Below are 25,101 nucleotides of genomic sequence, written 5' to 3' on the forward strand. Positions count from 1 at the left end.
GCAGCTGATACACGCCATGCCTAGATCCTATATCAAGCGCATTTTAGACGCGCGCATTTACGATGTCGCCACCGAGACGCCTTTGGAGCCTATGCGCCAGTTGTCGCACCGGCTCGGCAATCGGGTTTTACTCAAGCGGGAAGATCTGCAACCGGTATTTTCCTTCAAGATTCGCGGTGCCTATAACAAGCTGCTGCAATTGCCGGCGGAGCAGCGCGCGCGCGGGGTGATTGCCGCCTCTGCGGGGAACCATGCCCAGGGCCTCGCCATGGGCGCGGCGCAATTGGGGGTGCGTGCCACCATTGTCATGCCCAAGACCACTCCCCTGATCAAAGTCAATGCCGTGCGTATGCGTGGCGCCGAAGTGGTTCTTCATGGGGATACCTTTGATGAGGCAACTTTTCGGGCCAGGCAGTTGATGCAGGAACGCGATCTGGTGTTTGTGCACCCCTATGACGACCCGGATGTCATAGCTGGGCAGGGCACTGTGGCGATGGAGTTACTGCGTCAGTACTCCGGCAACCTTGAGGCGGTTTTTATCCCTGTCGGTGGAGGCGGGCTCGCTGCAGGTATGGCCGCTTATATCAAATATGTGCGTCCGGAGACTCGGGTCTATGCCGTAGAGCCGGAGGAAGCGGCCTGTCTTAAGGCCGCTCTGGAGAGTGATGCGCGTGTCCGCTTGGCTCAAGTGGGGTTATTTGCCGATGGCGTCGCGGTGGCACAAATTGGTGAAGAGACCTTCCGCATCTTGCGTGAAACTGTAGATGGTGTGATCACCGTGAGCACCGATGAAATCTGTGCGGCGATCAAGGATATTTTTGAGGACACTCGCTCCATTGCCGAGCCGGCTGGGGCCGTAGGTCTGGCGGGATTGAAAAAGTACGCTGAGCAGAGCGGCAGTCGCAACGAAGCCCTCGCCACTGTTTGTAGCGGTGCCAATATTAATTTCGATCGGCTGCGTTATATCAGCGAACGCACCGAAATTGGCGAAAAACGCGAGGCAGTATTGGCGGTGCGCATTGAGGAGCGTCCGGGCAGCTATCTGCGTTTTTGTCGAGATCTGGGGGATCGGGCCATTACCGAATTTAACTATCGTTACGCCGGGGAGGGGGAGGCACATATTTTTGTTGGTGTACAGGTATCCGCCGACAGCGACCGGAGTCAGTTGGTTGAGAGGCTTGAAGGGAACGGTTATAGCGTCACCGACCTCACCGATAACGAAATGGCAAAACTACATATCCGCCATTTAGTGGGAGGGCGGGTTCCAGGGTTGCGCGATGAGGTGGTCTATCGCTTTGAGTTTCCCGAGCGCCCTGGCGCATTGCGGAAATTTCTTGAGCACTTGGCGGGGCGCTGGAATATCACACTATTCCACTACCGCAACCACGGTGCCGCCTATGGGCGGGTCTTGGTGGGCCTGCAGGTGGCGCCTTCAGCGCGTGCGAAATTACTGGATTTACTCGAGAGACTGCAATTTCCCTATTGGGATGAAACTAAAAATCCGGCTTATCGATTTTTCCTGGCCAACTAAACCTTAAGAAGAAAAGGTTAGAGTAATTTATCTCAATAAATTTTTGCTACATAGACCACAATTTTGATTATGTCGAACCACCCTGCGCAATAATGCGACAAAAAACGCAGAAAATATTCAACAAACAGTTACTATTCCCTCGATTGTTAAGTATCTTCTTTGGTCGTGGAACTTTTACTATGGCACCGGTCATATGCGAAGTGAAACGCACATAACAAAAAAATAGATCGTACAGGATGGTCCCAATGAAAGCCGATGCGCTGACAATCGCTGTGGTTGTCTTTGTCGCGGGCGTTCTGCTGAGCACTAGTGGTTTGACCGAGGTGTTTGCCTCGGAACAGGAGCCGCCGGCTGCTTTGCAACAGGGAGTGGTTACCCGTTAGGCCATGGCCGGGGGGCGCTCTGCCCAAGCACAAACAAAAAAGGCCGGATACCCTAGGGTGTCCGGCCTTTTTTGTTGAGCGGTTCACGGTGAAACCCGTTGCTTAAGTCGAATTAGCGGCAGCGATAGATACGCTGCTCGGTCACCACTGTATCGAGAGGAATATCCCAGTTATCCGTGGGCAGGTGCTGGACACATTGCAACTGATGGGCGACGCCAATTAATTGCGGGCCGCTCCCCGGCAACAGCTGCTTGTGTTCAAAAGTGCGATCGTAGAAGCCCGCTCCCATGCCGAGGCGGGCCCCCGTAGGGTCGAAGGCGACCAGGGGAACCAGGACCAAGTCCAATAAACCCGCTGCGCGACTGGGGCTTCGCACTGGCTCTGGAATATGAAAGCGGTTGCGAAAAGGTAGGGGAGCGCCATTCCAGTATTTAAAGCCCAGATGGGGATGCGGCTCCTCCGGTAATACCGGCAAATAGAATTGTTTCTCGGGAAAGCGCCGCAAAAGGGAGCGAACATCCAGTTCGCCATCCATAGGCCAGTAAATACCAATATGACCGGCGCGCTTCATTTGTGGAATTCGGCCTAACAGCGTAATGGCCGCGCGGCCGTGTAAACGCTGTTGATAGGCGCTGAGTGCCCGCCGCTCAGCGCGCAAGCGCCGGCGCAGCTGGGTTTTATTTTCGTTCATGGGTAGGGAAATACTGGAATAGAATTGGAAACCCCGAGAGTGCGGCTGTAGACGGAGCCTTGAACCGTAAGGTTCAAGGTGGCGGTCTCCGGAGTACATAAGGCTTTCCGCTGCATGGCGGACCTGCACACCAGCACCCGCTGGAAACCACCGGGGTAAGATTATCGGCTCAAGGACATAGTCTGCTGGCCAACACCCCAGGGTATGTACCAATTATAACTTGTCAAAAGGGGGGCTGTTAACCGGAAATTCAGATGTTTTGGTCGCGCCGCCCACATTGAGTTATGACTGAGGTTCACTCTCCGGGTCTGTTTCCCCCAATACATTGTGAACCTTGTCTTGCAGGCGATCTAAAATTTCCTTTTGCAGCGGGATACTGCTTAATTCTGCTTTTGCCTGAATGAGCTCATGGGCAATATTTAGGGCGGCCATGACGGCGACGCGCTCTGCGCCAATGACAGTCCCCGCGGTGCGGATTCTAGACATGCGCTCATTTAATAGTTGGGCGGAAGCGAGGAGTCCGGCGCGCTCGCTGTCTGCACAGGCAACGCGGTACTCTTTGCCGAGAATGGAAACAGTGACGGTTTCAGAAGTTAATGCAGAGTCAGCCATCAGGATTCTTGCGTTAGCCCTTTGAGACGATTGATCATGGCTTCAACCCGCGAGCGGGCGGCCTCATTATTTTTTATTAAGCGCTGGCGTTCACGCAGCCAGTCGGCTTCCTGCCGGCGCAATTCACGATTGTCATCGGCCAGCTGTTGGCAGCGGGCAATCAGTGAATCTACGGTGCTTTCTAACGCTTGCAGCTTATCCATATTTCCTGCGTTTGAGTCTACGTCTGGGTTCGCAACACGACAGACTGCGAGGGATTCCGCTACTATATTGCCGGCGAAATGGTGGGTCAATCGCTCCACCTGCGCGGGCAATCACAAAATTGCCTTGAGGACCCCCAGTTCTCACACTTGCCGCTGTCACAGCGGCGCTTGAATATATCCCGATCTAGAAAACTGTGCGGTAAACATGACTTCAGAAAACAACCGATTTGAGCAACTTGCCAATGCCATTCTCTCCGCGGGTGGCCAGGTGGACCCCAGCGAGTTACACGGCTTTACCTGTGGAATTTTGGCCGCCGGAGCCGAGCCGGATAAAAAACGCTGGCAGAGTGAGTTGGCGGCCCTGCTCGATGTGGAGGCTGTGCCTGCCGATTTGGACCGGGATTTGTTGCAGTTAGCGGAGGAGAGCGGCAAGCAATTGGGAGGCTCAGATTTTTCTTTTCAGTTAGTGCTCTGTGACGATGAAGACATCGTTTCGCGCACCCTCGCTCTCGGGCATTGGTGTGCGGGTTTTCTACATGGATTCGGCATCGGTGGCGCTAAAGTGAAGCTGCTACCCACCAGTGAGGAGGCGCTAAAAGATATTGGCGCAATTGCACAGGTGGATGCCGACCACGTTGATGCTAGCGAAGAAGCGGAGCAGCAGCTGATTGAGCTACAAGAGTATGTGCGGGTTGCGGTGCTCAATATTTTTACCGAGGTGCGTGGAAATAAAGCTAGCGGCGGCCCAACCGTCCACTGATGTCCTCTGGCGAAAAATATACGGGGGTTGGTATGGTGGAGTACGCACGTCGTCGCACCCAATTACTGGCAGAACTGGCCCCTAACAGCATCGCGATTATTGCTTCGGCCACTGAGCAGTTGCGCTCCCGTGATACCTACTTTCCTTGTCGCCAGGATAGTGACTTTCTCTATTTGACCGGTTTTCCCGAGCCTGAGGCCCTACTGGTCTTATTGCTCGGTCGCAGCCAGGGTGAGACTCTGCTGTTTTGTCGTGAGCGAGAAAGAGAAAAAGAGTGTTGGGAGGGGCCACGTCTGGGTCCCGAGCGAGCCCTGAGCCAGTTTGGCCTGTCCGATGCGTTCCCTATCAGTGACCTCGACGATAATCTGCCCGGATTATTGGGAGGGCGTGAGCGCGTTTATTTTCCTATGGGGCGTTATGCACATCTGGATCGGCGCCTGCGGGCTCATCGGCAAGCCATAGAGGAAGCTCCTGGCAATAAGAGGTCCCCGGAAATGGTGGACCTGGATTACCAACTATGGGAATTGCGCCAAAGGCACTTTATGAAGTTGACCTGGCGGCGCAGCGAGCGGCGATAGAGCGGGTGCGCGTGGGCAATCACTGAAACGATCCGCATACTGCCAGCGTGGAAGTGATCACCCGCGGGTTATTGGATCTGGGACTGTTGCGCGATAATCTGCGCAACTTGTTGGACTGCGGTGCCTACCAGCCCTTTTATAGGCATCGGGTTGGCCATTGGCTGGGGATGGATGTTCACGTTGTGGGCGATTATCGGGTCCAGGGTGCCTGGCGCCAACTGGAACCGAGGATGGTGATGATCGTCGAGCCCGGCATCTATATACCCGCGAACGATGAGCAAATACCCATAGAGTTTCGCGGTATGGGAATTCGCATAGAGGACGATGTTGCCCTGACCGAGCAAGGGGCATCCGTTCTGTCCGATGGCGCACCGAAAGTCGTGCGCGATATCGAGTACACCATGCGTCACGGCCGGGATTTTCTGACCCGCTAGTTTAATTTGAGATTTAGTGGCCCCGCTCCCGGACTCTTTCCGGTCGCCGGGCCGGGGGAGACTGCAATGAGTGAGCCGCAACAGCGGGTGGATGTGGCTATTGTCGGTGGCGGTATGGCGGGCGCCAGTTTGGCACTGATGCTGGCGCATTTTTGTCCACATCTCAGTGTTCGGCTACTGGAGCAGAGGGCTTTGCCCGATGCCGCTGCCAGTGTTGAGCTGCCCAGCTTCGATACCCGTGCCACCGCAATTGCCGCCGGCAGCCTACAACTGTTCAGACAGCTGGGGCTGTGGCCCGCCCTGCGTGAGTACTGCGCGCCAATCAAGCGCGTTCAGGTCAGTGATCGGGGCCACGCTTTCGGTGCAGCACTATCTGCCAGTGAACAGGAACAGGCCAGTTTTGAGGGGATGCTGGGGGCAGTTATCGAAAATGCGGCACTGGGGCCCATTCTGCATAAGGCGCTGGCAGAGACGCCGGTCGAGCTTTTGGCGCCGGCTCGGGTGACAGGGGTGCATATGGATAATGGCGGCGCGAATTTGCACTGGAACGCCGCTGAAGGTGGTCCTGAGAACGTACTGGGTTGCGCGTTGTTGGTAGTCGCCGATGGCGTCGATTCCCCCCTGTGCAGGCAGTTGGGAATGGAAATTGACACGGTAAAGTACCAACAGAGGGCGCTGGTCACTACTGTTGCTCTACAACGGGACCACGAAGGCGTCGCCTTTGAGCGTTTTACCCCTTCCGGTCCTATGGCATTGCTGCCATTGCCAAGGCGCGAGGGTATTCACCGCGCGGCTCTGGTTTGGGCCTGCGCGGAGAAGGAGGCTGAGGGTATCTGTGTGCTTTCGGAAGATGCGCGTTTGCAGCGCTTACAAAAGCAATTTGGTTGGCGCGCCGGCCGGTTTATCAAAGCGGGTGCCCTGCAGGGTTATCCGCTCAGCCTGTCTTTGGCCCGGGAACAGTGGCGGCGCAACGTGGTGTTACTCGGTAATTGTGCGCATTTTCTGCATCCAGTGGCCGGGCAGGGATTTAATCTGACCGTGCGGGATTGCTATGCCCTGGCACAGGCGCTGGCACAGCCGCGGTTGCAGCAGGGCGCTGTGGGACAGCTGGAATGCCTCGCCGCCTATGGTGAAAACCGCCGGCGCGATCAGCGATTAACCGTGGGTTTCAGCGACCGTATTCCGGCGCTGTTCTCCTCGGGGAATCCTTTTCAACAAGTGGTGCGCCAAATGGGGTTGCTTGGTCTTACACTGATACCTCCGCTGCGGCAGCAGTTTATTGGCCAGGCGGCGGGATTTGGGCTCTAACGGTGCTCTGCACAGCACGGCACAATACTCGGCACATCATTCGGTAAAACAGTGGAATTGGCTAGATATGAATAGACACCGTTTGGACTTTGCCATTGTCGGTGCGGGGATGGTGGGTATGGCCCAGGCCGCGCTGCTCGCTGTGCGTCACCCGGGGATGCGCGTGGCCCTGTTGGAGGCCTCTACTGAGACCGCACCGCAACAATCTGAGGACTACGAGCCGCGGGTTGTAGCCCTTACCCATGCCTCCCGCGCGCTGCTCGATGAGATCGGGGTCTGGGAGGAAATTTCCACGCAGCGTGCCTGCCCTTATGTGGAAATGCGTGTATGGGATGCGGATGGCACCGGTTCTGTACGTTTTAACAGTCGCGATGTGCAGCTGCCCAATCTGGGGCATATTGTTGAGAACAGTATTATTATCGCCGCCCTGCGTGCGAGACTCGAGGCTCTGCCCAATGTGGAGTTGGTGAATGGCTTCCGTCTGGAGAGCTGGTGGCGCGACTGCGGCCTCTGGCACCTGCAGCCGCGGGGCGAACAGTCCGATGGGGTCGAGGGATTGCGGGAGCAGGCCGAAATAGTACGTACACGCCTGCTAATCGGTGCAGATGGCGCCCGCTCTAAGGTGCGTGACCTGCTGCGCATCCGCTGCCAGGATACGGATTACCATCAGACAGCACTGGTCTGTGTCGCGCGCTCTGAGAGGTCCCACCGGCACACCGCATGGCAGCGTTTTCTGCAGAGTGGCCCTCTGGCCTTTCTACCTCTGGCCGGACTGGGCGATGATAACCACTGTGCGGTGGTGTGGTCGGCAGATGATCCGCTCGCGCGCGAATTGATGATGTTGGATGACCAGGCTTTTGCCCTGAATCTTGAGAAGGCATTCGAGAGCCGGCTGGGCAAGCTGGAATCTGTCAGTGAACGCTTTTCCTTCCCCCTGCGCGCGCGCCACGCGGAGCGCTACCACGGCCCCGGTGCGGTTTTGGTCGGGGATGCAGCCCACAGTATTCACCCACTGGCGGGACAGGGTGTGAACTTGGGCTTTCAGGACGTTCGTGTGCTCGCGGATGAAATAGATCGCGCCCTGTCTCGCGGCCTGGAGCCGGCGCACGCCTCGGTATTGGCGCGCTATGAGCGTCGTCGCCGTGGCGATAATGCCACTACACTCAAGGCAATGAGCGCTTTCAAGTCCCTGTTTGGAGCCGGCGACCTCCACTGGCGCTGGCTGCGCAATACCGGCTTGAGTATGGTAGATGCCAGCCCCATGTTAAAGAAACGGATCATTATGCGGGCTATGGCGGTTTAGTGCGGGCTTGCTATTCAATCTGTATTTTCCCCAGCGGCTAACTTAAAAGCTTCAAGTTGGCCGCTGGGTATAGAAATAAAATCTGCTGGAATATGATGTTCGTTGGCAGGTCGGCAAAAAAGGTTTTCTGAATTGAGCCAGTGGATTACCGTTTATTCTTTCCCCTCCTCTAAAGATCTCAGTGCGCTGGCGCGATTTATTCATCGCTACCAATTGCCCCTGCGTATTACCGAGGAAAAAAACCAGCAATTATTGCTCAGTCCTGATGCAGGCTTAGCCGATATGCTGAAGCCGCTGCTACAGCGTTGGGATTCAGGTGAGCTAGATCTCGATCGCGTACAAATGCAGCGTGTGGAGAATGGTGAGCCCACAAGTGAAGGGCCGCAAACCACAAACGCAACGATTGAAACCCAGCAGGGGCCTGAGGGCGCTATGTCGGATGGGCAGCCCAAAGCTTCAGCCTTTGTGCTGCCGACTTTTCCCCTGGATAAAACACCGATCAGCCTTTTGTTGATCGCCCTGTGTTTTTTAGGGTGGTTTTTGCAAATAAATAATTTAAGCAGTGGCCTGCTGATTTATCCCGATCGGAGCAGCGGTGCGCTTTTTTCTCAAACGCCGTTTTCGCAGTCCTCTTTGGCTTGGCATATACAACAGGGGCAGTGGTGGCGATTATTTACCCCGGCCATTGTGCACTTCTCCCTGCCTCACGCCTTGTTCAATGCTCTGGGTATCTGGATTCTCGGCAGGCCCATTGAGGCCCGTGGGGGTAGTTTTCTTTTTGTAGCGCTGGTGTTGTTCGGTGCTGTTGCCTCTAATCTGGCCCAGTATTGTTGGGAGCCCCGGGTGCTTTTTGGCGGTATGTCCGGTGTTGTTTATGCCCTGGTAGGATTCGCCCTGGTTGTGCAGCGTTTTCAGCCCCAGTGGCGCGATATACCCACAGGTATCCTCACAGTGGCCCTGGTATGGTTGCTACTGTGCGCCCTGGGCATTATGACTTTATTGACTGGGGTGGGTGTTGCCAATGCCGCCCATATCGGTGGCCTTCTCAGCGGCCTGTTCATTGCCCTGGTGTACTGTGCATTGAGTGGGGCACGCAGGTTTGTTCCGTCGTAGACAATCCAAGCTGTGCAAGGGTAGCAAGCAATAGCCAATGACAAACCTGGGCATTATTAGAATTCCGGTACTCCCCATGGGGGGGAACGCGCACCTGATTTTTAGCTCAAAGGGAAAACAATTGGTGGACTTTGGATTGCCCGGTACAGAGAAAAAATTTGGAAAATTTCTCGCCCGAAGGGACTTACTTTTAAAGCACTAGATCTGATCGTTATTACCTATGCCCACTCGGACCATGCCGGTAGCGCCGGCAAGCTGCAAAAAATACTGTGCGGCACCGGTCGTAGCCCACAGTGGCGATTTGGCCTATTTTTAACAGGAAAGCCCATGACCTATTGCCCTACAGATTGGTTTGGGTGGCTGTTTTTGAAAGTCTGGGATACCAAAGCGCTCTGCGGTGCATTTACCCCAGGTACTTAGCGGAAGGATCAGGAGATTTTTGGCCTTTCCGGCGATGGGATTAATGGTGCTGTCTTCTTTACACCGGGACACACTCGGGGGCTCCTTACCCTCACAGGAAGTGAGGTGCTATGCAGAGCAAATATTGCAAAAGACATCGTGAAGGTTCAAAGCAGATTTACTATTTGGTGAAACGTGGTTTTGACGGACTTTCGCCTTGAATCGAGTTATCTAGTCTGGATTTCTTTTTTAGTGTTATGAACGCCACGGAATGAGGCGCCCAGATTCTCAGGCTTTAAAATTTCGTTAAGCTTGGCTGGCAAATTCCTTGCTGGATCCAGGGTTCAGAGAGTTATGACGTGTCTCCGGAGGAATCACGCCTGGCCATTGTGGCCGATTCCCAAAACAGTGATATCCGCCCAGATTTCGATGTATTCCTAGGAGTCCGGCGCATTAAGCCTCCCAATTTATCCACGGCCAACGAGGTGTTAGGTTTCAGTCCCAAGCTTTCACCGAATGGCCGCCTGATGCGCGGGGTCTTTATATTGCAGTATCGGCCGACCGTATGCGGACACGATTGTGAGAGCCGAGTGATTGAAATCGCAGGGTTTGGATCGAAAAAGATCAACGGGTGGCAGCTGTAGGCCGTTACGTTGGATATTTGGCGTGTATTCTTCTGGGTCGTGAGCACCCGTTGAACGCCTTGGTAATTCACGCGCTTGCCGACAACTTATACCCCCAAAGGGTCTACAGTGTTCGTTTCGGCGAATATTGGGAGAGCCTGGAGATTTACCACTCAAATCTGGAGACCGCGAGTACTGACGGGATAACTCGAGACAGATTCGATCTGGTTTTTCAGCTGGAAGGCTCCCAGAGTATTGCTAGCCCAAACGAGAATGGCACTGGGCGGATGCCTCTCCCTGTATCTTTACGGGGAAGGCGTCGACCCGTTGCAAGCTGTTTTGTTGGGGCTTTACTGCTCTCTAGGCTTGTTGTGTCGCGGACAGTGCGCAAGAATTGGAGCCTAATTCTGCTGTAACCAGGCACATATGTTTCTCTTAATCACTTATATTTTTATCGCTCTCGGTTTTTCCTTTTTGTGCTCAATTGCCGAGTCGGTCATCCTCAGTGTCACCACGCCCTATGTGCGATTGCTTGAACGACAGGGACACAAAGCGGGTCCCCTGTTGCGCAAGCTCAAAGGCGATATCAACGCGCCTCTGGCTGCGATTCTCACCTTGAACACTGTTGCCCATACCGCCGGTGCCGCCGGGGCTGGCGCCCAGGCTGCGGCGGTTTTTGGCAACCAGTACCTGGGTATTGCCTCCGCAATTCTCACTCTGTTGATTCTGGTTTTCTCAGAAATTATCCCGAAAACGCTAGGGGCCGTTTATTGGCGCCAGCTGGCACCGATTATCGCCTATGCGCTGCGCGGGTTGGTTTGGCTGCTCTATCCGTTTGTGAAAATGTCCGAGTGGTTGACGCGGGGCTTATCCCACGGGCCTACTCTTACAGGGTTCAGCCGCGATGAATTTGCGATTATGGCGGAGATAGGAGAGGCGGAGGGCCAGCTTGAGGAGCGTGAGTCGAGTATTCTGCGCAATCTGTTTTTTACCCTGCGCGATCACTCTGTTCGCGAGGTGATGACGCCGCGTACGGTGGTTTTTTCCCTGCCGGAGGACGCCACTCTCGCCGAGGCCTATGAGGAGGTGGAAAGGGGGCGCTTTTCCCGCATTCCGGTATATGAAAACCGCGATCAGGACTGTGTGGTGGGCTTTGTACTCAAACAAGAGTTACTGCTCGCCCATGCGAAGGGGGAGGGGGAGCGCAAGCTGGCGGAGTTTCGCCGTGAAATGTTGATGCTGCCGGAGACCGCCACCATCTATCAAGCCTTCCAGAAAATGTTGTCGCGGCGGATGCAGATCAGTGCGGTGTTGGATGAGTACGGTGGCCTGGAGGGGGTGGTTACTTTGGAGGATCTCCTCGAGACGCTGCTTGGCGAGGAAATTGTCGATGAGGCGGATAAGACTCCGGATCGCCAGGAGTTGGCTAAGCGCCTGTGGCGTTGGCGCTCGAAGAGACACGGCCTCAAGGTGGATACGTCAGCCCAGCGCGAACAGGATACTGAGGAGGCCGGTAAAGGCCGTGACGACTGAATTCCGCTCGCCGCTTGTCTCATTTTGGGGTTGCAGATCGTCTCGGCGGAATCTTTGACGGCCACTGGCAACCTGTACAGGTTTTGATCCCGGTGGCTGCTAGGCTAGCTGAGCAGAAATGTCGCAGCGCATAGCCAGCTGGCAAGGCCAGTACCCAAGCCGCTAGAATACGCCGCTTCGGAACCTGACGGACTGAGAATTTACAATGGGAAACAGAACGCCTCTGTATGACACGCATGTCGCTATGGGCGGCAAAATGGTGGACTTTGGTGGATGGGATATGCCGCTGCACTACGGCTCGCAGCTGGATGAGCACAACCAGGTGCGCACCGATGCGGGGATGTTTGATGTCTCCCACATGACGGTGGTCGACATCGATGGTGCCGATGCCCGCGATTACCTGCGCTACCTGCTGGCCAATGATGTGGCCAAGCTCGATGGCAATCCAGGTAAGGCCCTGTACACCGGCATGTTGAATGAAAAGGCCGGCGTGATCGATGATCTGATCGTGTACCTGCGAGACCCCGGCTATCGCGTGGTTGTAAACTGCGCCACCCGTGAGAAAGATCTAGCCTGGATGAACAAGCAGGCGGAATCTTTTGATATCACCCTTACTGAGCGCCCACAATTGGCGATGATCGCTATTCAGGGCCCCAATGCGATCAGCAAGACCAAAGAGGTGTTGGGTATCGATTGGACCGCTGCGATCGATGCGCTGAAAGTCTTCCAGAGTGTGGCACGCGGCGAATGGTTTGTGGCGCGTACCGGTTACACCGGCGAGGATGGCCTGGAAATTATGCTGCCCGGCGAAGACGCCAGCGGTTTTTGGCGCGCCCTGGCGGATGCCGGAGTCGCACCCAGTGGCCTGGGTGCACGGGATACCCTTCGCCTCGAGGCGGGTATGAACCTCTACGGCCACGAAATGGACGAGGAAACATCCCCTCTCATCGCCAATATGGCCTGGACCGTCGCTTGGGCGCCGGAAAGCCGCAACTTTATAGGTCGCGCTGAGCTGGAAGAGGAAAAGGCGAAGGGCGTTGAACACAAGCTGGTCGGCCTGGTATTGGAAGAGCGCGGGGTCCTGCGCGCGGGCCAGTATGTGATGGTGGACGGTAGCGAAGAGCGCGGTATCATCACCAGCGGAACCTTCTCGCCAACCCTGGGTTACTCCGTTGCTCTGGCGCGAGTACCGGTCAGTGTCGGTGATACCGCCGAAGTAGAAATCCGCAAAAAAATGCAGCCGGTCAAGGTGGTTAAGCCCTGTTTCGTGCGCAACGGTAAATCGGTTATTTAAGCGCCGCACTGTAGGTGTACGCGCAGCAAGACATTCTATTGAGATGCTTAATCAAGGGATCACAGCATGAGCGAAATCCGCAATGAATTGAAATACCTCTCCAGCCACGAGTGGGCTCGACTGGAAGAGGATGGCACTGTCACTATCGGCATCAGCGACCACGCTCAGGATGCATTGGGCGACGTGGTGTATGTTGAGACGCCGGAAGTCGGCAGCAACCTGGCCGCTGGCGATGAGGCCGGTGTGGTTGAGTCCGTTAAAGCCGCCAGCGATATCTACTCCCCGGTATCCGGTGAGGTGGTCGAGGTGAATGAATCTCTGGAAGAATCCCCGGAAACCGTTAATTCCTCCCCTTACGATGATGGCTGGTTCTTCCGTATCAAGCCCAGCGATGTAAGTGAGTTGGATAATATGTTGGATGCCGACGCATATCGTTCGGAGTCTGAGGACTGAGTTCCAGTCTATTGCGATAAAAGAAAAGACCACTATTTTTAGTGGTCTTTTCAATAGTTAATAATAAAATCTGTACAAATGACTGCTGATCACTTGGCAAAGCTTCTGTACTTTCTAGTCAAAAGACATAGCTTTGCGTACTTCCTCATCATTTACTATTTGGTCTAGCTGAGCCTTATAAGCCAGTAGCACATTATTTTGGGGAGATTGGCTAGCCTTCTCTTCAATAACGTCACGCTCTTTGATATTTTTTGTTAGAAGCTGGCCCTCTTCCAAATCATAAACCAGTACATTGGTATCAGTATCAAAGTTAAAGGCGGATACCCAATTAAGATTGACGCTAAAGTACCACTCATTAAGTACCAAGCTAATCATTTTGCCCGCATTGTTTTCTTTCATCAGTCGCCTGATAGTTTCCTCTTCAGGGCTCTCATCCAGATCAACTTCAATGGCATTCCAACCAGAAGTATTTAAGCCATGAACAAGTCGGCTTTGTAAAAATTGCCCCAAGTTTTTCTCTTTATCACCCGGTTCTGTAGCAAGCACTTGTTTCACGTGCCAATCGACTGGAATCCCAAACGATACATGAGCTTTACCAACAAAAGTTTTCTTTTTTCCCTGAAGAACTCGTTGACGTTGGTCGATAACTGAAATCAAAACTGATTCTTTAGTCTGGTAATTTGGGGCTACAGATTGCTCCTCGAGGGAGGTAGGAGAAACACAGGCAGTAACCGTGATAACCAGAGTAAGAAGCGCTATTTTTTTTAGCACGAAAATATTTCCTAACAATAAAATTTTTTGAGTAAATTGTTTAGCAAAGGCACGCTCAAGTGAGTTAGAGCTACGTGAGGATTCTACCATTGAACGTTAGTGTGTGCTTACTTGCGGGGGGGGTTGCTTCAGCTAAATTCGAAATAGCATGGAATATTTCTCAAAGGCTAGGCGCCTCTGAGTTATTCGAATGTAATTTGGATATTTTGATTGAAAGTATCAAGGCTGGATAAATGTATTTATGGCTGTAAGGTCACCTTTAAGCCAGCTTTTTTGAGGTAACTTTTAACTATTTTTTCAATCTCTACTGGGCAGCTCATTTTGAGAGCCTGCTGCAAGAGTAACTTGCTATCCGCCTGACGCACTGCGCGCAGGGTGGCTTTTACCCGGGGTAGATTAGTGGCGTTCATTGACAGCATGTCGTACCCCATTGCCACCAGCAACAGAGCGCCACCGGGCTCCCCAGCCAGTTCCCCACAAATGCCGACCTTGGTGCCCTCCGCGTGGGCAGTATTGACAATCTCCTGCAGCGCGCGCAATACCGCGGGGTGTAAGGCATGATAGATATTGGCGACGCGGCTGTTGTTGCGATCTACGGCCAACAGGTACTGGGTCAGGTCGTTGCTACCCACCGAGATAAAGTCCGCGCGTTCGGCTAGTTCGCGAATCAGGTAGATGGCGGAGGGGACTTCCACCATAACCCCAAGTGGCGGCATTTCTATTTCATAGCCCTCCTCGAGTAGTTCCTGATAGGCTCGCTCAATCAGTTTGCGTGCGGCTTCGAGTTCATTGAGCCCGCTGATCATGGGGAGCATGATACGCAGGTTACTGAATCCCAGGCTGGCCTTCATCATGGCACGCACTTGCGCCAGGAAAATTTCCGGGTGGTCCAGGGTGACGCGGATGCCGCGCCATCCGAGGAAGGGGTTGGTCTCTTCGATTGGGAAGTAGGCCAGTGCCTTGTCGCCGCCCACATCGAGGGTGCGCATAGTGACCGGTAGGGGGGCGAAGGCCTCCAGCTGTTCCCGGTAAATCTCCCGCTGTTCCTCTTCGGAGGGAAAGCGGTCGCGCAACAGAAAGGGTACTTCGGTGCGGAACAGGCCGACACCCTCGGCACCGCGCTCCAGGGAGCGTGCAACATCGGCCATGAGCCCGGTATTAACCAGCAAGCGCACCCGGTGTCCATCGGCGGTTTCCGCCGGGAGGTCGGCCAGGTGGTCGAAGCTGTGGGCGAGTTGTTGCTCCTCTTCCACTATTTCGTCATAGCGCCGCTTGAGTTCTGCGCCGGGATGGATATGAAGATCGCCGCGGTAGCCATCGACCACCATATCCACGCCGTGGATGGTTTCGTAGGGCAGGTCCTGCACACCCATGATCGCTGGTAGTCCCATGGCGCGGGCAATAATGGCCATATGGCTGTTGGAGGAACCTTTTACTGAGACGGCGCCGATAAGCTTTTCGCGTGGGACTTCGGCTAAAACAGCTGCGGTGAGTTCTTCCCCCACAAGAATGGTGTTCTCGGAGTAGTCGCGCTCGCTCTGCTGTTGCTGGTGTAGGTGTGTGAGGACCCGCGCGCCCAAATCGCGCACATCGGCAGCCCGGTCGCGGAAGTAGGAGTCGGACATGGCCTCAAAGCGACGCACATGTTCGAGCATGACTTCGGCCCAGGCTCTGGGGGCACTCAGCTGTTGCTCAATACGATCGCAGACCTCCACGGCGAGAGAATTGTCGTCGAGCATGCTGATGTAGGCGTCGAAGAGTGCGCGCTCTTCGCGGTTGAGCTCGCACTTGAGCCGCTCGCCTACCTCGCGAATTTCCTCTCTGGCGGAGGTGAGCGCCTGTCGGAATAAGACTAATTCCGCTTCTATATCCAGACACAGGGAATAGGGCACAGTGGCCAGGTTGGCCCTTGGGGTGACAATATGGGCGCGACCTATGGCAATGCCGGGTGAGGCGGCGATGCCAGAGAAATGGGTTTCCTGTCGTTGTCGGCGGATGGTGGCCAGTGTACCAGTGGCTTCGGCATGGGCGATTACCCCGGCGAGTTGTGCGGAGAGGGTGACCAGAAACGCCTCTTCTCCCTCATCGAAACGGCGCTGTTCCTCCTGCTGGACTACCAAGACCCCGAGTACGATGCGGTGGTGGATAATCGGCGTGCCGAGAAATGCACTAAAACGCTCTTCCCCGGTGGAGGGGAAATATTGGAAGGCGGGGTGGGCTTCGGCTTTTTCCAGGTTGATGGGTTCTTCGCGGGTGACCACGTTGCCCACCAGCCCCTCACCCGGCGCCAAGTGAACCTGGCCCACGGCACTGGGGCGCAGGCCGTCTGTGGCCATCAGAACATAATTGCCGGATTCTTTATCGCGCAGGTATACAGAGCAGACCCGTGTGTGCATGACTTCGCGCACACGCCGCACAATAATCTCCAGCACCGCGGGCAGGTCCCTGGCGGAGTTAACTTCCTGAACGATACTTCGCAGAGATCCGAGCAATGGCCTTTCCTCGCCAGTCAACAAAGAAGATTACGGGCCCAGGGCAGTCCGGAGCCCAATGGTGCCGGAACGCACCGGGCGCGGGTGGGTTACTCGCCCCGTTCGCGTAACCAACGTCTCTCCAGCTGAATCTGTTGTGGGGCCAGTTCGGCCAGCGCGCGCCGGTAAACCTCGCGCTTGAAGGTGACCACTTTGCTTAACGGGTGCCAATAGCTGACCCAGCGCCAGTGATCAAATTCCGGTTTATAGCCGTTGTCGAAGCCGATACAGGATTCTTCGGCCTCCAGTTTCAGTAAAAACCACTTTTGTTTTTGCCCGATGCACAGGGGTTCTGAGCGCCGGCGGATCAGGCGCTGTGGCAGCCGATAGCGTAGCCAACCGCGGGTGCAGGCGATTAGACTGACCTGGTCACGAGTGAGTCCGACTTCTTCGTACAGTTCCCTGTATAGCGCCTGTTCAGGCGTTTCGCCCGGATTTATACCGCCCTGGGGAAATTGCCAGGCGTCCTTGCCACCAACCCGCCTAGCCCACAGTGCTTGACCGCGGGCATTCAGCACAATGATACCGACATTGGGGCGGAAACCCTCTGCGTCTATATTGCTGCTGTTGTCGCCACCCTGGCCCCGGTTACGGTTATTGCCGCTGGGGTTATCGGTGCGATTTGACTGCTTGGCAGGCCTACGGCGGTTTCTTCGTCCGGCTTGTGCCGGTTTGCCGTCGCCCAAAATACCGTCCTCAATACTGTTGTGTGCGGCCGTGCGCCGCGCTTACTTGTCCCGCATTGTTCCACAGAGGTGGGTTTACAGCAATTCAGTGACGCAGTCCGTGTGATCGGGGCGAGTGCGCGGTAAAATCGTCCGCCACGGTAGTGGAGGTTGCTTTACCCTGGCGGCGAAATAGCCTTTGCGAATCTATAGTTTATGGGGGAACCGGCGATGCACCTGGCAATTTTTGATCTCGACAACACGCTAATCGGCGGCGATAGCGATCACGCCTGGGGTGAGTTCCTGGTGGAGCGCGAGCATGTGGATGGTGAGCACTACCGCTTAAGTAATGACCGTTTTTATCAGGACTATCAGCGAGGCGAGTTGGATATTTTCGCCTATCTGGAGTTTGCCTTGGAGCCGCTCGCACAAATCTCGCGCGGTCAGCTAGAGAATCTGCAAAGCGAGTTTATGCAGGAGGTGATCAGTGAACTTTGGTTGCCGGCGGCACAAGAGCTGATTGGTGAGCACCGTCGCAAAGGCCATCACATCATGATTATTACCGCCACCAATCGTTTTGTGGTGGAGCCGATCGCCGCGCGCCTGGGGGTGGATACCCTGTTGGCGACCGAACCCGAAGAGCACGAGGGCCGTTTTACCGGCCGGGTGGCGGGGGACCCCTGTTACCAGGCTGGCAAAGTCTTGCGTTTGCACCAGTGGCTGGCGCAAAACCCCGAATACGCGAGTAGAGAGAAATGGTTCTACAGCGATTCTATTAACGACCTACCCCTGCTCACTGAAGTTGAACACCCGGTGGCGGTGGATCCCGATGCCCGTTTGCGCGCGGAGGCGCAGTCCCGGGGTTGGCCGATCATCAGCCTGCGCGACTAGGGCTAGATAACCGTTGTTAGCAAATGAAAAGTTGCGGCCTTTAAACCAATACAAAACGAGGAATGGAGTGAACGGATATACCCTTCGGTACATGGTTGCCGCCCTGCTGATGGGCAGCCTGCTCATCTTAATCGGTTGCGAGCAGAGAAGCGCCGAGCCGGCGAAAGTCGAGCGCCCCACAGCAAGCCAGCAGGTCGATGTAGAGGCCGCGGCCGATCTATCCCTGGCTATCTGGCAGGCGGGACAGGCCCAGGTACTCCACGCCCATGCCTCGGTGGAAACCCTACAGCGGGCGGTTCAGGCTCTGCTGGCGCAGCCCAGCGAGGAGCAACTGGAGGAGACCAGGCTCGCCTGGTTGGATGCGCATCGCGAGTTCGCGGCGACTCTACCTTATATTCAATTGGCCTTCTCACCCTCGGATCTGCGCGGTCAGGGGCGCAAGTTGCTGCTTGCGCTGGACAGTTGGCCCGCCCAGCCGGGCTACCTGGATACGGTGCCGGGTTACTCGGACAGCGGTATCGTCAACGACACCGCCATAGAGCTGACCTTGGTGAATCTGCGCAAGCAGCACCGCCTCACCGCGCACGAGGAGGCGAGCACCGGTTTTCATGCCCTTGAGGTGATGCTTTGGGGCCCAACCAGCGAGCGTATGTCTGAGGATTTTGTCGCCGATAGCAATGGCGAGAAGCCGGAGGCCCTGGCGGCCAACCGCCGCCGCGAGCTAACCCGCCTGATTGTAAAGGGTATCGAAGAGGATATGGCTGGGTTGGCGCGCCGCTGGCCCACCTCGGCCAACAATCTCTCTCGTGCGTACCTGTCTCTCGGGCCAGTGGCCCGTTTGCAGCAGATCCGCGCCGCCCACACCCAGGTTATTGATGAGCAGCTAATGCGCCGGCTACCCGAGGGCTCTGAGAGCGATGTGGAAAGTGGCCGCGCCGCGGATTCGAAGCAGGCTCTGCTGGCGATTATGGCGACCTTACAGTCGAACTGGATACCCACAGGCGGTGGCGGTATGGCGGAGGTATTGCTCGATCGCCACCAGGTCAGAGCGCTGGAACAGACTTTTTCCGACTTTGAGGCCCTGCTGTTAAAGATGGAGGATCCGTTTGAGCTGGCGGAATTGGGGCAGTTGGGCAGGGCGCGTAAGTTACTGGAGCAGATGGCGGGCCTGATGACGGGTACTGTGCATGTGCCGGTCTCAGAAAAGGATGTGATGCCAGTCTCGCTACCGGCTGTGGAAGACTGAGTCGACCCGCTTAACCAAACAGCAAAAACCCCGGTCTTCGCCGGGGTTTTTGCTGTTTGGGGATCTGACATCGCTTACCAGCGACGTACAGGGCCTGTGTCCACGTGTACGAAGTTACTCTTCGGGTAGTAACCGACACCGCCCGCCTTTAGGTTCAGTGCGGCTTGTCTCAGCTTTGACAGAGACACGCCGGGCATCCGGATATCCAGAGCCATGCCGCGCGTGTGGTAACTGCGCTTGGCAACACCGCGGCCGGCAGCGCGCAACTTAGCGTTGGTCTTGGGCGAGCGGTATCCAGAGATAATCTCGATGGTCCCTTTATAATTGAACTTCTCCTTCAGCTTATACACGATATCGAATAGCTTCGGGTCCATGCGGGTCACTTCGTTGGCCCTGTGGTCACGCAATAGTTTGTTGAACTGTTTCAAGCCGCCGTTGCTGTAGCTACCGTTTGTCCAGTAGGCGGTCTCCAGCTTCTCCCCAGTGTGCAGATTGCGCATCTTCAGGGTGCGGGAGCTGCCGACTTTCGCGAAAGTCGGTCCGGCGCTGACCGCCGCCGCAGTTGCGCAGGTCACTGCCAGGAATCGACGTCTGGATGGGTTCTTCATAATTCCGCCTCGTCGTTAACTCTCTTCGGTGCGCCCTTGGGTGGGGGCAACCGGGTACGGCGGAAAATGTACAAAAAATAACCATTCGTTACAAATTACGACCTGCTAATTAGGAAATATTCAAAGGGTCCGACGGGTAAATTTTTGCTGGCGTACTAGCGGTTTTCGTGTCTCCGTGCCTGGATGCTGACAATGTGGACAAAAACCAGAGACAGCGTTGTCATCTACAGACAAAACGTAAAAATTCGTTTTTTTTGCGACTGCCAAGTTTTATGCGAGTGCAGAAAGGCCATTTGGCGAGGGTGGCTAGTGCTGAGAGGCTATTTATCCTGGTGATAGATATCGCGGCGGAATTGGGGGCGACCCTCCGTGTCTATCCAGGCTGTCATATAAACGATGTAGAGCCTGGGCGCGGGCTTGATCGAAACCTTGAGGGGCTCATCGCCAATGGCAGCCTGGGCTATGCGGGTTCTGTCCCACCCCTGGGATTGCAGCAGGGTATAGGCGAGCTCCTCGGGTTGCTGCAGGCGAACACATCCGTGGCTAAAAGCCCTTTGGTGCTCTGTAAAGAGACTCTGAGCCTGGGTGTCGTGGAGAAATATGGCCTGCTTGTTGGGGATAACAAACTTCACCTTACCTAGGGTGTTACCCGGGCCACTCACTTGGCGCAGGGTGGCGTGGCCGCCGGCGGCTCGGTCCAGGCTTTCACTGGTGATTGGAGAGGTTTTGCCGCCGCGGTACTGGATAATGCGATAACCGCGCCGGTGCATAGCGGCCGGGTTGTGTCTTGCCTTGGGCAACAATTCTGTGATCAGGATGCTGCGTGGCACAGTCCAGGTAGGGTTGAACACCACACTGGTGATATGGGTGTGTAAATTTGGGGTGCGGCTACTGTTTTTACCTACCACAGTTTTCATGTCCAGTTTGATGCGGCCTTCCTCTACCAATTGCAGGCGATAGTCAGGCACGTTCACCAGTACATAGCGGCTCTCAGTAAGAGGGGGGAGCTTGTCCCAGCGCTGCGCATTCCTCGTCATTTGCGCGGCTCTTTCCATGGGGGAAACCGACAGGGCTGCGAGGGTCTCCCCTTCGGCGACGCCGCTGGGTGTCAGGCCGTGACGACGCTGAAAACGTCTTAACGCAGATTGCAGTGCGCTATCAAAACGCATAGGGTCCTTCTGTGGGGCGGATACAGGGCCGGGCTGACCGTGGTAGTCCCCATAGAGCTCCAGCAGTTTGCGAAGCTGTAATACCCGCTCACCCCTATCCCCCGCCCGCAGAGGGCCGTTTTGAGGAATTGGACGCCAGTATTTGGCCAGCGCGCGGTAACGGCTGGCTTCGCTGCGCAACTGGTCGCCCATGCTGGCCGTATCCAGGGCCGCAGCCTCCCTGGTGGCGAGGGCACCGTTGATTGGGGCAGCGGAGGCGATGGCCACTGCCAGTAGGGCAACTAGCCAAAGGTGGCGGGGATACCAAGCCATAGTGAACTCCCGCTGGAGTGATTAAATTCAGCCACGGTTTGCCCCTTTGCCGGGTTTGTCGCGCTGGTAGATATCCGGGCGAAACTGCAGTTGGCCTTTTTCATCCACCCAGGCGGTCCAGTAGGCGATATAAACCGGCAGGGTTTTCTTTAATGCGACGCCGTGGGTGCGACCGCTCATTAATGCGCGCTCGATACGCGCGCTGTTCCAGCGGTTTTGTTCCGCGAGCATCATGCGGGCAAACTTCAGGGGTTTTTCCAGGCGTATACAGCCGTGACTGAAGGCGCGTTGGGACTTCTTGAAAAGGTGTTTGCTGGTGGTGTCGTGTAGGAAGATGGCGTGGCGATTGGGGATCACAAATTTGACGCGTCCGAGAGCGTTTCCTGGTCCGCCCTTCTGCTGCAGGGAGACTTGACCCCGGCGCACTGCGGCGACATTACCGCGGGTGAAGGGAACGGCTCTGCCGCGGTGATTGATCAATCGGTAACCCTTCGCGCTCAGCGCCGAGCTGCCCTTGGGCAGTAGCTCGCGCAGCGCGATGCTGGGTGGAACCCGCCACACCGGGTTGAATTCGAGGCGGGTCATGCGCGTGGTCAACTGCGGAGTCTTGTGTTTAGGTTTACCCACGACGACCTTCATGCGGAATTGCTCCCGCTCGCCGTCGATCAGGCGCAAGTTAAATTCGGGTACATTGACGATGATGTATCTGGGCCCCAGATCTTTGGGAAGTTCCTCCCAGCGGGCGATATTGGCGGCGAGAATACGGGCGAGTTTTTCCGGGTTCGTATTGAGTCGGCTGCGGGTGCGCTCGTCCACCAGGCTATCGGCTTTCAGGCCGTGACGGCGCTGAAAGCGACGGACAGCCGCCTGCAGCGGTTTATCGTAGACGTCACCGTGGAGTGCTTCTTCTGCCTCTTTGTCACTGAAATCAGCGGGACGGAAATCCCCGTAGAGCATCAGCAGGCTGCGCAACTGGGCCACTCGGGGGCCACGGCTGCCAGGCGTTATCGGTTGCCCGGCATCCAGAGGGCGCCATTGATTCCCCTGGGCCAATCCCCTATAGCGGGCCAGTTCCTCGCTGAGCAGACTGTATTGTCTGCCGTAAGGTGAAAAGGGGTCTCTCCCTGCCACGGGCAATTCCAGTTTTTCGCCGCTGCTCGCCAAGACCGGGGCAGTATCAATGCCCAGAGCAATGGTTAGCACGAGGGCCATTGCACCACGGTGATTTGGCGTTCTGTGAAAGGAAGAATGGTTGTCAGCACCCATAAATCACCCCTGTAAGCGATAAGCGACCAAAAAGATCGATCGCACCGCTCACATTGATAACTTGTGACTCACGGGCCCTTCATATTATTGAGGAATGACCTATAGGTGTTTCTCAGAAAAAAAGAATACAGGGTGTGGAGGTGGGAGGCTAAGGGCGGTCCATCGGACCGCCCCGAAGTGCTCAGAACTGGTTGTCGGTTAACCCGTCCTTACCATAGATATCCGGGCGGAAATTCAGTTTGCCCTGTCCATCCACCCAGGCGGTCCAATAGGTGATATAGACCTTCACCAATCGGTTTAAATCGACATCGGTTGTCTTCTCTCCGACAGTGAGTTGGTCGATACGCCACTGGTCCCAGTCCCCCTGGGGACGCAAAAGGGCCTCGGCCAGGTGGCGTGGTTTTTCCAGGCGAATACAGCCATGGCTATAGTCCCGGTCCGTGAGGGAGAACAGGGTGCGCGCGCGGGTGTCGTGCAGGTAGATATCGTGCTTGTTGGGAATTTCGAACTTAACCCGCCCAAGGATATTTTCCTCACCGCCCATTTGGCGCATCAAATAAGAGCCTGCACCGGCGGCAGACAAGTTATTGCTGGTGAGAGGCAGGTGTTCGCCGCTGCCACTCACCACCCGATAACCCATGTTCTCCATACCCGCAGGGTTTTTACGTGCCTTGGGCAGGATCTCATTGACTAGGATACTGCGCGGTACTGTCCAGGTAGGGTTAAAGATCACCTTGCTGACCCTGGTGGTAATTTCTGGAGTGGCGTGTTTTTTCTTGCCTACCACAACATTCATCGCCAGCTTCACCCGGTCATCCTCCACGTATTGCAGGCGGTAGGCCGGGATGTTCACCTGGATGAAGCGCTTGCCAAGAGTGGCGGGCAATTCCTCGCGACGCTGGATGTTCATCTCCACAATCCTGGCGCGCGCGGTGGGTGAGAGATTCAGGCGTTTGCGGGTAGCGCGCCCGACAATGCCGTCCGGTTTGAGCCCGTGGCGCTTCTGGAAGCGCAGTAGCGCCTCGTGCAGGCCCCGGTCGAAGCGATTGCGGTCAACTCCGCCATAGCTGTAGCGGCCCTGGTAGTCTCCATAGAGCGTGAGGATATCTCTCAGGCGGCCCACGTGGGGGTGACGGGCCCCCATGGTCATGGCCGGTCCGGGAGGTATCGGGCGCCAGCGACCACTGCTGGAGATTTTGCGCAGCCGTTCAAGAGCGCTTCTGAGTGCGTAGACATCGCTACCGTAAGGCGTACTTTCCTCGAAGTAAGGTCCCTCGCTGTTTTCTGAACGTGATGGAGAAGCCCGGCGGGGCTCATTACTATTGCGGCCCTGATTGTAGTAAACCCGGCTGCCGTCCCTGCGGGCACCGGCGTTGCTACCAGCGTTTTCACTGTGGGAGTTGTAGCGGGTACGCTGCTCATTGCGGGTTCTAGTGGACCCGGAGAGCTTGCGTTCGCGGTCGGTATTGTACTCGCGGGAGTAATAGCGGCTGCGCGGTTTACTACCAATATTGCGCGCCCGGTCATAGCCGCGGAAGTATTTGCGCCCACTGGGCTCATTGCTCGTCTGTTGTGGGGCCCTGCCGTAGGCCACCATGCGAAAGCCCTGGTGTTCGCGCAGAACAGGTGTTACGCCCCGGCGCGGGCGGCTCTTTGGATGGATTCTGTCGAGCTGGGTATCTTGGGCATAGGACACAAAAGCGTCGGTCAACAAGATATCCAGCACCGCGGCCATCTGCAGGCGCTGGGGTGTGTCCCGCAAGGTGCGGTCGAAATAACCGAGGTGATAGCGATAGTCCACCATACTGCTGGGGTTGCCGGAGCTGGCCGCGGTCAGCTGTTTTAGTAGGTCGTTGGCGCTGTCGCTCAGGTTGTAGTTATCGAACCAAAGCAGGCGATAGTTGGTGCGCTGGTAAATTCTGCGCACTGCAGCGGGGTTGAAGATAGGATCCTGGGCGGGCCATGCGTCGGGGTTCTCTTCCAGCCAATGCACCAAGTGCGGGCGAACCGCGTTCTCCGGCAACACCGGCACCGTTTTCTGGTTGGCGGAAAAGGCGTAATAAAGGATAGAGACGCAGAGACTGCCGAGAATCAGCACGGGCAGAATGGATTTGTGATTGCGCTGCTCTGGGTTGAAATAAGACATGGTACCTCGGCGATACAGCAGGGGCCCGGTGTTGTCCTGTGGATAATGCCGGGCGCCAGATCGTTCATACCTTCCGAACCTGAAGCGAACCCATCCTGAGACTGTTTGGTGTCTAGCGATGGCTCGCACTTGTCATGCGTCCCGCGCGACGTCCTCTTATTGAGACAGTAATTGGCGTCACACTTGCGCGAAACTCAACCAATTCCAGTCTGTGAATCTAAGTATGGCAATAAATGCAGAATTTGCTTGGCGTTTCTTTCTTCTGAGAATAGGTGCCG

General features: G+C 55.9%; 24 protein-coding genes and 1 other RNA gene. 14 read left to right on the forward strand and 11 right to left on the reverse strand.

Annotated elements, in window-relative coordinates; genetic code table 11:
• The first annotated feature begins 16 nt into the window (after positions 1-16).
• Both ilvA and Q1A69_RS03850 read left to right on the forward strand, forming a co-directional pair.
• Positions 17-1,531, forward strand: coding sequence for a threonine ammonia-lyase, biosynthetic (ilvA, locus tag Q1A69_RS03845; RefSeq protein WP_299581366.1), 1,515 nt, complete (start codon positions 17-19; stop codon positions 1,529-1,531).
• 245 nt (positions 1,532-1,776) lie between these two features.
• Entirely contained in the window at positions 1,777-1,914 is a 138-nt protein-coding gene (locus Q1A69_RS03850) for a hypothetical protein (protein WP_299581368.1), read from the forward strand.
• A gap of 112 nt (positions 1,915-2,026) precedes the next feature.
• Here Q1A69_RS03850 and Q1A69_RS03855 read toward each other — a convergent pair whose 3' ends face one another.
• From Q1A69_RS03855 to Q1A69_RS03870, 4 genes are all read right to left on the reverse strand, one after another.
• Positions 2,027-2,605 (reverse strand): 5-formyltetrahydrofolate cyclo-ligase, encoded by a 579-nt coding sequence (locus tag Q1A69_RS03855; RefSeq protein ID WP_299581370.1) that lies wholly within the window; start codon positions 2,603-2,605, stop codon positions 2,027-2,029.
• Positions 2,606-2,631: 26 nt separating this feature from the next.
• Positions 2,632-2,812: non-coding RNA, 6S RNA (gene ssrS, locus Q1A69_RS03860), on the reverse strand.
• Positions 2,813-2,887: 75 nt separating this feature from the next.
• A complete protein-coding gene (locus tag Q1A69_RS03865) occupies positions 2,888-3,217 on the reverse strand; it encodes a cell division protein ZapA (protein WP_299581373.1) in 330 nt (109 codons plus the stop codon).
• A complete protein-coding gene (locus tag Q1A69_RS03870; RefSeq protein ID WP_299581375.1) occupies positions 3,217-3,510 on the reverse strand; it encodes a TIGR02449 family protein in 294 nt (97 codons plus the stop codon). Before Q1A69_RS03870 ends, Q1A69_RS03865 begins: the two co-directional genes overlap by 1 nt.
• Positions 3,511-3,625: 115 nt before the next feature.
• Between Q1A69_RS03870 and Q1A69_RS03875 the strand changes: the two genes are divergently transcribed.
• From Q1A69_RS03875 to gcvH, 10 genes are all read left to right on the forward strand, one after another.
• The gene (locus Q1A69_RS03875) at positions 3,626-4,180 is read left to right on the forward strand and encodes a UPF0149 family protein (protein ID WP_299581377.1); all 555 of its coding nucleotides are present in this window, start codon (positions 3,626-3,628) and stop codon (positions 4,178-4,180) included.
• Between the two features lie 32 nt (positions 4,181-4,212).
• Positions 4,213-4,758 (forward strand): aminopeptidase P N-terminal domain-containing protein, encoded by a 546-nt coding sequence (locus Q1A69_RS20320; RefSeq protein ID WP_366525545.1) that lies wholly within the window; start codon positions 4,213-4,215, stop codon positions 4,756-4,758.
• A 47-nt stretch (positions 4,759-4,805) separates the two neighbouring features.
• Complete coding sequence (locus Q1A69_RS20325; protein WP_366525546.1) at positions 4,806-5,192, forward strand: M24 family metallopeptidase; 387 nt, start codon at positions 4,806-4,808, stop codon at positions 5,190-5,192.
• 66 nt (positions 5,193-5,258) lie between these two features.
• Positions 5,259-6,500, forward strand: coding sequence for a 2-octaprenyl-6-methoxyphenyl hydroxylase (gene ubiH, locus Q1A69_RS03885; protein ID WP_299581380.1), 1,242 nt, complete (start codon positions 5,259-5,261; stop codon positions 6,498-6,500).
• A gap of 67 nt (positions 6,501-6,567) precedes the next feature.
• Positions 6,568-7,803 (forward strand): UbiH/UbiF/VisC/COQ6 family ubiquinone biosynthesis hydroxylase, encoded by a 1,236-nt coding sequence (locus Q1A69_RS03890; protein ID WP_299581383.1) that lies wholly within the window; start codon positions 6,568-6,570, stop codon positions 7,801-7,803.
• Between the two features lie 132 nt (positions 7,804-7,935).
• Positions 7,936-8,916 (forward strand): rhomboid family intramembrane serine protease, encoded by a 981-nt coding sequence (locus Q1A69_RS03895; protein WP_299581386.1) that lies wholly within the window; start codon positions 7,936-7,938, stop codon positions 8,914-8,916.
• Between the two features lie 758 nt (positions 8,917-9,674).
• Entirely contained in the window at positions 9,675-9,959 is a 285-nt protein-coding gene (locus Q1A69_RS03900; RefSeq protein WP_299581389.1) for a hypothetical protein, read from the forward strand.
• A 405-nt stretch (positions 9,960-10,364) separates the two neighbouring features.
• Positions 10,365-11,471, forward strand: coding sequence for a hemolysin family protein (locus Q1A69_RS03905; RefSeq protein ID WP_299581392.1), 1,107 nt, complete (start codon positions 10,365-10,367; stop codon positions 11,469-11,471).
• A 205-nt stretch (positions 11,472-11,676) separates the two neighbouring features.
• Complete coding sequence (gcvT, locus tag Q1A69_RS03910; RefSeq protein ID WP_299581395.1) at positions 11,677-12,765, forward strand: glycine cleavage system aminomethyltransferase GcvT; 1,089 nt, start codon at positions 11,677-11,679, stop codon at positions 12,763-12,765.
• 66 nt (positions 12,766-12,831) lie between these two features.
• The gene (gene gcvH, locus Q1A69_RS03915; protein WP_299581398.1) at positions 12,832-13,218 is read left to right on the forward strand and encodes a glycine cleavage system protein GcvH; all 387 of its coding nucleotides are present in this window, start codon (positions 12,832-12,834) and stop codon (positions 13,216-13,218) included.
• Positions 13,219-13,332: 114 nt separating this feature from the next.
• Here the strand turns inward: gcvH and Q1A69_RS03920 are convergent, their stop codons facing one another.
• The 3 genes from Q1A69_RS03920 to Q1A69_RS03930 form a co-directional block, all read right to left on the reverse strand.
• Entirely contained in the window at positions 13,333-14,079 is a 747-nt protein-coding gene (locus Q1A69_RS03920) for a hypothetical protein (protein WP_299581400.1), read from the reverse strand.
• Positions 14,080-14,228: 149 nt separating this feature from the next.
• A complete protein-coding gene (gene ptsP / locus Q1A69_RS03925; RefSeq protein WP_299581403.1) occupies positions 14,229-16,481 on the reverse strand; it encodes a phosphoenolpyruvate--protein phosphotransferase in 2,253 nt (750 codons plus the stop codon).
• 89 nt (positions 16,482-16,570) lie between these two features.
• Positions 16,571-17,077 carry an RNA pyrophosphohydrolase gene (locus tag Q1A69_RS03930; protein WP_299581553.1) on the reverse strand — a complete coding sequence of 169 codons (507 nt, stop codon included), beginning with the start codon at positions 17,075-17,077 and terminating at the stop codon, positions 16,571-16,573.
• A gap of 339 nt (positions 17,078-17,416) precedes the next feature.
• Between Q1A69_RS03930 and Q1A69_RS03935 the strand changes: the two genes are divergently transcribed.
• Together Q1A69_RS03935 and Q1A69_RS03940 are read left to right on the forward strand one after the other, a co-directional pair.
• On the forward strand, positions 17,417-18,076 hold the full coding sequence (locus tag Q1A69_RS03935) for an HAD family hydrolase (protein ID WP_299581406.1): 660 nt from the start codon (positions 17,417-17,419) through the stop codon (positions 18,074-18,076).
• A gap of 67 nt (positions 18,077-18,143) precedes the next feature.
• Complete coding sequence (locus tag Q1A69_RS03940; protein ID WP_299581408.1) at positions 18,144-19,322, forward strand: imelysin family protein; 1,179 nt, start codon at positions 18,144-18,146, stop codon at positions 19,320-19,322.
• Between the two features lie 74 nt (positions 19,323-19,396).
• Here the strand turns inward: Q1A69_RS03940 and Q1A69_RS03945 are convergent, their stop codons facing one another.
• From Q1A69_RS03945 to Q1A69_RS03960, 4 genes are all read right to left on the reverse strand, one after another.
• A complete protein-coding gene (locus Q1A69_RS03945) occupies positions 19,397-19,930 on the reverse strand; it encodes a DUF882 domain-containing protein (protein ID WP_299581410.1) in 534 nt (177 codons plus the stop codon).
• 320 nt (positions 19,931-20,250) lie between these two features.
• A complete protein-coding gene (locus Q1A69_RS03950; RefSeq protein ID WP_299581412.1) occupies positions 20,251-21,411 on the reverse strand; it encodes a L,D-transpeptidase family protein in 1,161 nt (386 codons plus the stop codon).
• Positions 21,412-21,438: 27 nt separating this feature from the next.
• The gene (locus Q1A69_RS03955; RefSeq protein WP_299581413.1) at positions 21,439-22,623 is read right to left on the reverse strand and encodes a L,D-transpeptidase family protein; all 1,185 of its coding nucleotides are present in this window, start codon (positions 22,621-22,623) and stop codon (positions 21,439-21,441) included.
• A gap of 235 nt (positions 22,624-22,858) precedes the next feature.
• The gene (locus tag Q1A69_RS03960; RefSeq protein WP_299581414.1) at positions 22,859-24,823 is read right to left on the reverse strand and encodes a L,D-transpeptidase family protein; all 1,965 of its coding nucleotides are present in this window, start codon (positions 24,821-24,823) and stop codon (positions 22,859-22,861) included.
• Positions 24,824-25,101 lie beyond the last annotated feature (278 nt).

This window comes from uncultured Microbulbifer sp., assembly GCF_947498635.1.
Lineage (GTDB): Bacteria > Pseudomonadota > Gammaproteobacteria > Pseudomonadales > Cellvibrionaceae > Microbulbifer > Microbulbifer echini.